A 9541-nucleotide genomic window follows, 5' to 3' on the forward strand; every position below is an offset into this window, starting at 1 on the left:
GCTGCGCCGCCGCAGCCGCGCGCCGCAGGACGCGCCCGACGCCGTCGTGCTGCCCGGCAGCGAGCAGGAGGTCGCCGCCGTCCTCGCGGTCTGCGCCGAGCGCCGCATCGCCGTCGTCCCGTTCGGCGGCGGCACCAGCGTGGTCGGCGGCCTCGACCCCGAGCGCGGTGGCTTCGGGGCCGTCGTCTCCCTCGACCTGCGCCGCTTCGACCAGCTGCTCGACCTGGACGAGACCTCCGGCGAGGCCGTCCTCGGCGCCGGGCTCACCGGCCCGGCCGCGGAGGCGCTGCTCGCCGAGCACGGCTGGGAACTCGGCCACTACCCGCAGAGCTTCCGCTACGCCACCATCGGCGGCTTCGCGGCCACCCGCTCCTCCGGCCAGGACTCCGCCGGGTACGGGCGCTTCGACGAGATGGTGCGCGGGCTGCGCGTCGTCACCCCCGCCGGGGTGCTCGACCTCGGCCGCGCCCCCGCCTCCGCCGCCGGCCCCGACCTGCGCCAGCTCTTCCTCGGCTCCGAGGGCACCCTCGGTGTGATCACCGCCGTCCGGCTGCGCGTCCACCCGCTGCCCGCCGTCAAGGCGTACGAGGCGTGGAGCTTCCCCGACTTCGCCACCGGCACGGCCGCGCTGCGCGCCGTCGAGCAGCAGGGCACCGGCCCGACCGTGATCCGGCTCTCCGACGAGGCCGAGACCATGGTCAACCTGGCCATGACCGAGCAGATCGGCGGCGCCCCGGCGGTCAGCGGCTGTCTGGCCGTCACCGTCTTCGAGGGCGGCGCCGCGCAGGTCGCCGCCCGGCAGCAGCTCACCCGCGAGGTGCTGCTCGCCGCCGGCGGCACCTCGCTCGGCGAGGGCCCCGCCCGGGCCTGGGAGCACGGCCGGTTCAACGCCCCCTACCTGCGCGACTCGCTGCTCGGCGCGGGCGCACTGTGCGAGACCCTCGAGACCGCGGCGAGCTGGAGCCGGCTGCCGGCCCTGCGGGTCGCCGTCACCGAGGCGCTCACCGGGGCGCTGCCCGGCGCCCTCGTGCTCTGCCACATCTCGCACGTCTACCCGACCGGCGCCTCGCTCTACTTCACCGTCGTCGCCGCCCTCGGCGACGACCCGCTGACCCGCTGGGGCGCCGCCAAGCGCGCCGCCGGGGACGCCATCCTCGGCGCCGGCGGCACCATCAGCCACCACCACGCCGTCGGCGCGGACCACCGGCCCTGGATGACCGAGGAGGTCGGCGAGCTGGGCGTGCGCATCCTGCGCGCCGTCAAGGCCGAACTCGACCCGGCGGGCATCCTCAACCCGGGGAAGTTGATCCCGTGAACGAGGTGAGAACCGTCCGCAGGGTCGCCGTTCTCACCAACCCGGCGGCGGGTGCCGGCCACGCCGAGCCCGCCGCCCACCGGGCCACCGCCCGGCTGCGGGCCCTCGGTGTCCAGGTCGAACCGCACGCCGGGCGCTCCCCCGAGGACGCCGTCCGCCTCGCCCGCGAGGCGGCGGCCGACGGCGTGGACGCGGTCGCGGTGGTCGGCGGCGACGGCATGATCAACCTCGCCCTCCAGGCCCTGGCCGGCACACCCGTCCCGCTCGGCGTGATACCGGCCGGCACCGGCAACGACCACGCCCGCGAGTACGGCCTGCCGCTCGGCTCGCCCGAGGCCGCCGCCGACGTGATCGCCGCCGGGCGCACCCGCGGCGTCGACCTCGGCCGGATCACCGGCCCGGACGGCGCCGTCCGCTGGTACGGCTCCGTGCTCGCCACCGGCTTCGACTCCCTGGTCAGCGACCGCGCCAACCGGCTGTGCTGGCCGCGCGGGCGGATGCGCTACAACCTCGCCATCGTCGCCGAGTTCGCCAACCTGCGGCCGCTGCCGTTCCGGATCACCCTCGCCGACGGCACGGTCATCGAACGCGACCTCACGCTGGCCGCCGTCGGCAACACCCGCAGCTACGGCGGCGGCATGCTGATGTGCCCCGCCGCGCTCCCCGACGACGGCCTGCTCGACGTCACCCTCGTCGACGCCATGCCCCGGCTGCGCATCGCCCGCTTCTTCCCGACCCTCTTCAAGGGCACCCACGTCACCCACCCGGAGGTCACCACCCTGCGCACCGAGTCCCTGCGGATCGAGTCCCCCGGCATCACCGCCTACGCCGACGGGGAGTTCATCGCCGCGCTCCCGGTGGAGGTCACGGTGGCGAAGGCCGCCCTGCGGATCCTGGTCCCGTGAGTCGCTGACGCCCCGGCCCGGCCCTGCCGACACACAGGCGCCGGGGCCGGGCCGGGGCGCCGGACCCGCCGCCCCTGACCACCCGCCGGCTGGGACCGAACGGTGCCCCCTACGGCCTCAGGTGCCGAGGCGGCGGCGCCACAGGAGCGGGCGTATCTCGATCGCGTGGGACGGGTCCCCGTTCCAGGCCGTCGGGAGGCCGACGGCCGCGAGGGCGGCGACCACCTCCTTCCCCACCGCGACGACCGTCTCCGGGGAGCCGTCGAAACCGCCGTACAGCAGGGACAGGCCGTGGCCGAGGGCGGCGGACTCAGTGCACTGGGAGTGGAAGAAGACGAAGCCGCGGGCGTCGGGGGCCCCGGCGGCGGCGATCTCGGCGTCGCCGCAGGAGCGGCAGCAGGTGAAGTCCTCGCGGGCCGTGATGCCGCGGGCCTCCAGCGCGGCGAAGGCCCGGGTGAGGCGCTCCGGGTCGGTCTCACCGATCCAGCCGGTCTGCTCGCCGACGCGCTCCAGCCAGAGCCGGTCGGCGAGTTGCTCGGCCTGGGGGCGCGAGAGCGGACGGCGGTCACCGGAGACCAGGTACTCCTCGGCCTGTTCGGCGAGCCGGGCGCGGTCGGTGTAGCCGCAGGCCAGGGTCAGCCGCAACCGGTCCTCCAGGTCCCGCCGCTCGCCCTCGTCCAGTTCGAGCGGCGGCACCGGCTCCGGCGCCGGGCCCAGGTCGAGCGGTTTCCAGTCCAGGCCGTCGTCCCAGCCCGCCGCACCGCGCGCCCAGCCCGTCATCGCCTCGACCACCGGCTCGGGCCCGTCCAGCCGCACCTCGAAGTGCCGCCCGGCGGAACCGTCCCGGTGCTCCAGCGTGTAGTCCTCGCCCTCGGCGTGCCACACCTGCACGTACACGTCCGGCAGGTCCGGTATCCGTTCCACGACCAGGAAGCGGTCGTCCGGCGCGCCGATGCGCCGGACCATCCCCGCCAGTTCCTCCGCGGTCACCCTCAGGTGCCGCGTCTCGTTCGTCTGCACCGCGATCGCCAGCATGGGGCCACCCTTGCACACGCCACTGACAATCCCGCCCGCCGTTCGCGCAGTTCAGGCCCGCTGCGCCCGCGGCCGGCCGGGCGGGCACAGCACCGAGGTCCGCGCGCTCCGGAGAGTGCGCGGACCTCGGGGTCTTGGAGACCGCCCAGCTGCCTAGTAGCCCAGTTCGATCTGGTACTGGCCCTCGGTCACGCCGCCGGCGAGGTAGAGGTTGCCGGCGGAGTCCAGGATCGCGACGATCTTCTTGGTGTTGCCCCAGTGGGTCGTGAAGTAGAACTTGTTCTTCGCGTGGTCCACCTCCAGGTTGGTGTTGATCGACAGCTCGATGCTCTCCGGGCCGCTGATCAGCACGTCCCTCTTGGGCGAGGTCGGGTAGATCTGGTTCTGCCGCAGCTTGACGCGGCCGTGGTAGTCGCCTTCCCGCCAGGCCGACGCCTCGCCGAGGTCGATGTCAGGCACGGTGGTCCTCCCCTTCGGTCCCGCGGGTCACGCTCCCGGCACCCGCCCCACGCCGTCAGGGGTGGAGCCGCCGGGGAACGCCCGCTCTTCAGTGGAAACAACGTCATTGCCAGGTGGGGCACTCGGCCGCCTGGCGGAGATCCGCACGCTCCCGTGAGCGGGTGGATCCCCGGCCCCGTCGGGCGCTCCGCACCGGCCGCCGCACCGGCCGCCGCGCCGGGCGAACAGCCGGGCCCGCGACCTAGTAGGTCAGGTTCTTCTGGCCCGTGATCAGCCGGCCGGCGACGGTCAGGTTGCCGTCGGAGTCCAGCACCGCGAGCATCTTGTGCGTGCTGCCGTGGTGGGTCGAGAAGTAGAACTTGTCCGCCTCCTGGCTGCTGCTCCAGTTCGTGTTCACCGACAGTTCGATGCTCTCCGGACCGCTGATGACCACGTCCTTCTTGCCAGAGGTCGGCTCGACCTGGTTCTGCCGCAGCTTGACGCGGCCGTTGTAGTCGCCGGTCTTCACGTCCGACGCCACGCCGAGGTCGATGTCAGCCATGGAGGCCCTCCCCTTCGATCCCGCGGGTCGCGCTCCCGGCCCCCGCCCGCACGCCCTCGCGTGTGCGGCCGCCGGGGTACGCCCGCTCTCCAGTGGAAACAATGTCACTGCCAGGTGGGAGACTTGGCCACCTGACGGAGGCCCGCGCCCTCCGCTGGGCGCACGGGCCCCGGTAGCGCTAGTAGGTCAGGTTCCCCTGGCGCGTGAACACCTGGCCCGCGATGGACAGGTTGCCGTCGGAGTCCAGCACGGCGATGACCTTCTTCGTGGTGCCGTAGTGGGTCGTGAAGTAGATCCTGTCCGTCCGCTGGTCGACCTCGAGGTTCGTGTTCACCGACAGTTCGATGCTCGTCGGCGTGCTGACGACCACGTCCTTCTTGGCCGCGGACTGGAGGACCGGGTTCTGCCGCAGCTTGACGCGGCCGTTGTAGTCGCCGTCCGTCCAGTCCGACGCCACTCCGAGGTCGATGTCAGGCATGGAACCCCTCCCCTTCGCTTCTGCGAGGGCCCCTCAGGGGCACACCCGCACTCAGTGGAAACAACTTCGGTTCCAGATGCAGCACTTGACCACCCGAACCGATCGGAAAGCTACACAGCTCGGCCACGAGACCGACGCGATCGTCCGTTAGTTTTTTGAATGGGTCAAAAATGAACAACTACTGATCGATTTTGACGACATCGAAGCGCAGAGTTGATCACCAACCCCATGCGCCCCAGGCGCATCGTCGAAAACCGGGTGCTTCGGGAGTGGGCGGTCGGGTAGCCTGCGGGGCATGTCGAGCCCTGAGGCATCCAGGGTGGGGGCTTTCGGTCACGCGCCGTCAGCCCCCTGAACCCCGGATACGCCGAACCACCGAGGTCCGAGCGAGCGCAGCGCCTGCGCCGCCCGGGGGCTGAGCGTGCGGTGACGAGACGTCCGTTCCTCGTTCCCACCGCCTCCTCGGAGCCTCTCGATGCCCCTCCCGCTCTATCTGCTCGCCCTGGCCGTGTTCGCCATGGGCACCTCGGAGTTCATGCTCGCCGGGCTGCTGCCCGGCCTCGCCGCCGACCTCGGCGTCACCGTCGGTACGGCCGGCGGGCTCACCTCGGCCTTCGCGGTCGGGATGGCCGTCGGCGCGCCCCTGATGGCCGGGCTCGCCCGCAACCGGCCGGGGCGCGGCAGCCTGCTCGCCTTCGTCCTGGCCTTCGCGGCGGCGCACGCCGTCGGGGCCGTCACCACGAGCTTCCCGGTGCTGCTCGCCACCCGGGTGGTCGCCGCGCTCGCCAACGCCGGGTTCCTGGCGGTGGCCCTGACCACCGCCGCCGCACTCGTCCCGGCGGACCGGAAGGGGCGAGCGCTCGCGGTGCTGCTGTCGGGGACGACGGTGGCGACGGTCGTCGGCGTCCCCGGCGGCGCGGTGCTGGGCGCGCTGTTCGGATGGCGCGCCGCGTTCTGGGCGGTCGCGCTGCTCTGCCTGCCGGCCGCCGTCGGCGTCGCGCTCGGTGTCGGCGGCGGCACCAAGGGCCGACCTTCCGAGGCCAGTCCGGCCGACCGTCCCACCGCCCCGGCCCCCGCCCTGCGGGCGGAGCTCGCCGAACTGCGCGCACCCCGGCTGCGGCGCGCGCTGCTGCTCGCCGCGCTGGTGAACGCGGCGACCTTCGGCGGCTTCACCTTCCTCGCCCCCGTGGTGACCGGCCCCGCCGGGCTGGACGAGCTGTGGGTGCCGGTCGCGCTGGTGCTGTTCGGGGCCGGGTCGTTCACCGGGATCACCGTCGCCGGGCGGCTCGCGGACCGGCGCCCCGGCCTGGTCCTCGCCGCCGGCGGCCCGCTGCTGCTGATCGGCTGGCCCGCGCTCGCCGCCGCGGCGCACGCACCGGGCGCGCTGCTGCCGCTGGTCTTCCTGCTGGGCGCGCTGTCCTTCGCGGTCGGCGGCACCCTGATCACCCGGGTGCTGTACGAGGCGGCCGGCGCCCCCACCCTGGCCGGCGCCTACGCGACCGCCGCGCTCAACCTCGGCGCCACCGCCGGACCGCTCCTCGCCGCCACCACCCTCGGCACGACGGCCGGCGACCTCGGGCCGTTCTACGCCGGCGGCCTCCTGGTCGCGGCCGCACTGCTGGTCGCGGCGGTGCGGCCGCGGCTCGGCTGAGCCGGAGCCGGACACGGAGCCCGATACGGCGTCCGAACAGGCCGCCCGCCCCCGGGGTCCCCGGGGGCGGGCGGCCCTGGACGGTCAGCACGGTGGAACGGGCAGTGGCCGGACCGGGGACCGGGGCGACGCCCGGCCCGAGCGCACGAACCTCGTGCCGGCCCACTGCTCACCGGCCGGCGACCTCGGGCCGGCCAGCCACCCGCGGTCCGAACGCCGCGTCTGCCGCGTCCGCCGCGCCCGGGTCACACGCCGCGCGTCGCCGTCACCCGGCCGTCCGCGATCGCCGCCAGCAGTTCGCCGTGGTCGGCCGACGTCCGGTCCGCGTAGCGCACGGCGAAGTCGGCGACGGCCTCGGCGAAGGTGTCCGCGCTGCCGAGGTAGCCGGCGACGGCGAGGCGGTCGCCGGTGCGGGCGTGGGCCCGGGCGAGGGTGCGGCCGCAGAGGTCGGCGTAGGCTCGCAGGCCGGCGGGCCGGAGGTCGGCGATGTCCGTCGAGCCCTTCATGTCGCGCAGTTGGCGGGCGTAGAAGTGGCGCCCGGCGGGGCCGGTGGTCCAGCCGAGGAAGATGTCGCTGGCGGCCTGCATCAGGCGCTGGCCGGTGACGACCCGCCGGCCGCCGTGGTGGGCGGCCACCTCGGCCTCCGCCCGCAGCGGTGGCAGGTGGTCCTCCAGCACCGACCGCCCGGCCTCCTTGAGCTGGAGGAACAGCGGGTCGCGGCCGTCCCGGCCCTCCAGCAGCACGATGTAGCACCGGGTGCCGACGCTGCCCACGCCGACCACCTTGGTCGCCGCGTCGACGAACCGGTAGCGGTCCAGCAGCAGTCGGCGCTCCTCCGCGAGGGTCGCCCGGTAGTCGCTGAACACCTTGCCGATGCCGCGCAGTTCGGTCCGCTTCAGCGGTTCGATCAGCGGCGGCGCGCTGATGATCCGGCGCCGCCCGTCCCGCTCCTCGGTGAGCTTGCCGAGGGCCTGCAGGTTGGTGCGGCTCCGGGCGTGGGCGAGGTCGGCCTCGACCCGCTCGCGCTGCCTCGGCTTGCGCAGCACGGCGGGCAGGTCGGCGGTGTCCACCCGGGCGTACCAGACGTCGAGTTCGCCCAACCCGGCCAGTCGCCGCATGGCGCTCGCGTACCCCTGGACGGCGGTGAGCGCGGCCCGCCGCACCCGCCGCTCGTCCAGGCCGTTGTCCCGGGCGGCGACGGCGACGCTGGCGGCGAGCCGCTTGACGTCCCACTCGAAGGGGCCGGGGAAGGTCTCGTCGAAGTCGTTCACGTCGAAGAGCAGCGCGCGCTCCGGCGAGGCGTACACGCCGAAGTTCAACAGGTGGGCGTCGCCGCAGAGTTGGACGGTGATCCCGGTGTCCGGGACGGCCCCGAGGTCGGCCGCCTGGACGGCGGCGGCGCCGCGCAGGTAGGCGAACGGGCTCTCCGCCATCCGCCCGTAGCGGATCGGCAGCAGCCGGGCGACCCGGTCCTCGCCCTGCCGCTCCAGCAGCCCGAGCGGGTCGGGCCGGTCGGCGGCCGGGATCCACCGGCCGTGGGCGGAGCGGGAGACGCGCTCCCGGGCGGCCCGGCCGCGCCGGCGGCGTTCGGCGGGGGTGGTCATGCGGCGGCTCCGTCCGTCGGCGGTCCCCTTCCCGCGACGCTAGGGCAGGAGTGCCGGAGGGCGCAGCGCACGCCCTCCGGCACTCGGCCGTCCGGGTGAGGTCGGCGGGCCTCATCGGCAGGCCTCACCCGGACGCGCACCCGCTACCGCTGCACCGCGCCCAGCGCCGCCGGCCGGGTCCGCAGCAGCGCCCGGGCCGGCACCCCGGTCGCCAGCAGGCAGAGCAGCACCGCGCCGGCGACCAGCGGCAGGGCGAGCATCGGCGGCACGTACGGGGTGGTGTTGGCCACGCCCCGGGCCACCGGCACCAGGGTGAGCCCGGCGATCACCGAGCCGACCACCAGCCCGGTCGCGGCCACCAGCAGCGCCTCCCAGCGCATCATGCCGCGCACCTGGCTCCGGGTGGTGCCGGCCAGCCGCAGCAGCGCGACCTCGCGGCGCCGGTCCAGCACCGTCATCACCAGGGTGTTGGCGGCGCTGACGGCGGCGAACCCGCCGAGCACGGCGGCCATCACGGTGTTGGCCCAGCCGCTGAGCTCCATGTCCTTGTCGGCCCGGGCGACGAAGCCGTCCCGGTCGGTCACGACGAACCCGTTCCGGTCGGTCCCGGCGGTCCCGGCCAGCCGGCCCAGCCCGGCGGCCACCGCCGCGCGGTCGGCGCCCGGCGCGTCGGCGACCAGCACCTGGTGGTCGTACCCGGCGGTGACGTGAGCGGCCACCGCGGCCCGGGGCAGCAGCGCCTGCCCGACGCCGAGCCCGCGGTCGTACAGCGCGACCACGGCGGGCCGCACGGCGGTGCCGTCGCCGAGCCGGAGCGGGACCCGGTCGCCGACCTTCGCACCGAGCGCGTCGGCCAGCGTGACGCTCAGCGCGACGGTGTCAGGGGCGCGGCCGAGGTCGGCGAGCGTGCCGGCGCGCACGCCCAGGTCGAGCACCTTCGGCAGCCGGGCCGGGTCGCCGTCGACGCCGAGCACGGGGGCGGAGGACAGCTGGCCCATGGTCTCGAAGACGACGCCGGTGCGCAGCACGCCGACGGCGGTGTCCACACCGGGCACCCGGGCCGCCCGCTCGGCCGTCCCGGCGGGCAGGCCGGGGCCCGCGGCGCCGATCACGTGGTCGGCGGTGACGCCGGCCCGGACGTTCTCGCCGCTGGTGTGGCGCAGCGTGCTCTGCAGGATCAGCAGGGTGCCGCAGAAGGCGGTGACCAGGACGATCGGGGTGATCGCGGAGGCCAGCCGGCGGGCGTTGGCGCGGGCGTTGTCGGCGGCCAGCGAGCCGGGCGCGCCGCCGGCCCGCAGCGGGACGCCGAGCACCGCGGTGGCGGCCCGGGCCAGCCAGGGGCCGAGCAGGGCGACGGCCAGCATGAAGCACATCACCACGCCCATCGCGCTCTGGGCGGCCTTGCCGCCGTCCAGGGAGGTGGCGACGGCGGCGACGGTGACGCCGCCGGCCGCGAAGACCAGCCCGAGGACGGTGCGCACCGAGCCGCTCGCGACGGCGGCCATCGCCTACGACCAGCTCCTGTACGAGGCCTACGACGAGGTGACGCCCTT

General features: G+C 75.1%; 9 protein-coding genes. 3 read left to right on the forward strand and 6 right to left on the reverse strand.

Features of this window, described 5'->3' with window-relative positions; all coding sequences use genetic code 11:
• On the forward strand, positions 1-1315 hold a 1315-nt coding region (locus tag ABZW03_RS30490), incomplete at its 5' end, for an FAD-binding oxidoreductase (protein WP_355265304.1).
• Entirely contained in the window at positions 1312-2220 is a 909-nt protein-coding gene (locus ABZW03_RS30495) for a diacylglycerol kinase (RefSeq protein WP_355265306.1), read from the forward strand. The genes ABZW03_RS30490 and ABZW03_RS30495, both read left to right, overlap by 4 nt.
• A gap of 117 nt (positions 2221-2337) precedes the next feature.
• Here ABZW03_RS30495 and ABZW03_RS30500 read toward each other — a convergent pair whose 3' ends face one another.
• The 4 genes from ABZW03_RS30500 to ABZW03_RS30515 form a co-directional block, all read right to left on the reverse strand.
• A complete protein-coding gene (locus ABZW03_RS30500; protein ID WP_355265309.1) occupies positions 2338-3255 on the reverse strand; it encodes a hypothetical protein in 918 nt (305 codons plus the stop codon).
• A 153-nt stretch (positions 3256-3408) separates the two neighbouring features.
• Positions 3409-3714 (reverse strand): DUF6342 family protein, encoded by a 306-nt coding sequence (locus ABZW03_RS30505; protein WP_355265312.1) that lies wholly within the window; start codon positions 3712-3714, stop codon positions 3409-3411.
• A 241-nt stretch (positions 3715-3955) separates the two neighbouring features.
• On the reverse strand, positions 3956-4255 hold the full coding sequence (locus ABZW03_RS30510; protein ID WP_355265315.1) for a DUF6342 family protein: 300 nt from the start codon (positions 4253-4255) through the stop codon (positions 3956-3958).
• 178 nt (positions 4256-4433) lie between these two features.
• Positions 4434-4733 (reverse strand): DUF6342 family protein, encoded by a 300-nt coding sequence (locus tag ABZW03_RS30515; protein WP_355265319.1) that lies wholly within the window; start codon positions 4731-4733, stop codon positions 4434-4436.
• 475 nt (positions 4734-5208) lie between these two features.
• Here ABZW03_RS30515 and ABZW03_RS30520 point away from each other — a divergent pair, with 475 nt between their 5' ends.
• Positions 5209-6384: a Cmx/CmrA family chloramphenicol efflux MFS transporter gene (locus ABZW03_RS30520; protein WP_355265321.1), complete on the forward strand. Its 1176-nt coding sequence runs from the start codon at positions 5209-5211 to the stop codon at positions 6382-6384.
• Between the two features lie 245 nt (positions 6385-6629).
• Here ABZW03_RS30520 and ABZW03_RS30525 read toward each other — a convergent pair whose 3' ends face one another.
• Both ABZW03_RS30525 and ABZW03_RS30530 read right to left on the reverse strand, forming a co-directional pair.
• Complete coding sequence (locus tag ABZW03_RS30525) at positions 6630-7988, reverse strand: DUF2252 domain-containing protein (protein WP_355265324.1); 1359 nt, start codon at positions 7986-7988, stop codon at positions 6630-6632.
• Positions 7989-8131: 143 nt separating this feature from the next.
• Positions 8132-9493 (reverse strand): FtsX-like permease family protein, encoded by a 1362-nt coding sequence (locus tag ABZW03_RS30530; RefSeq protein WP_355265327.1) that lies wholly within the window; start codon positions 9491-9493, stop codon positions 8132-8134.
• Positions 9494-9541: the final 48 nt, after the last annotated feature.

This window comes from Kitasatospora sp. NPDC004799 (assembly GCF_040609095.1).
GTDB lineage: Bacteria > Actinomycetota > Actinomycetes > Streptomycetales > Streptomycetaceae > Kitasatospora.

Coding starts and splice junctions, on each gene's coding strand:
- ABZW03_RS30520 (WP_355265321.1), top strand. CDS start 5,209: ATGCCCCTCCCGCTCTATCTGCTCGCCCTGGCCGTGTTCGCCATGGGC.
- ABZW03_RS30510 (WP_355265315.1), bottom strand. CDS start 4,255: ATGGCTGACATCGACCTCGGCGTGGCGTCGGACGTGAAGACCGGCGAC.
- ABZW03_RS30525 (WP_355265324.1), bottom strand. CDS start 7,988: ATGACCACCCCCGCCGAACGCCGCCGGCGCGGCCGGGCCGCCCGGGAG.
- ABZW03_RS30515 (WP_355265319.1), bottom strand. CDS start 4,733: ATGCCTGACATCGACCTCGGAGTGGCGTCGGACTGGACGGACGGCGAC.
- ABZW03_RS30500 (WP_355265309.1), bottom strand. CDS start 3,255: ATGCTGGCGATCGCGGTGCAGACGAACGAGACGCGGCACCTGAGGGTG.
- ABZW03_RS30530 (WP_355265327.1), bottom strand. CDS start 9,493: ATGGCCGCCGTCGCGAGCGGCTCGGTGCGCACCGTCCTCGGGCTGGTC.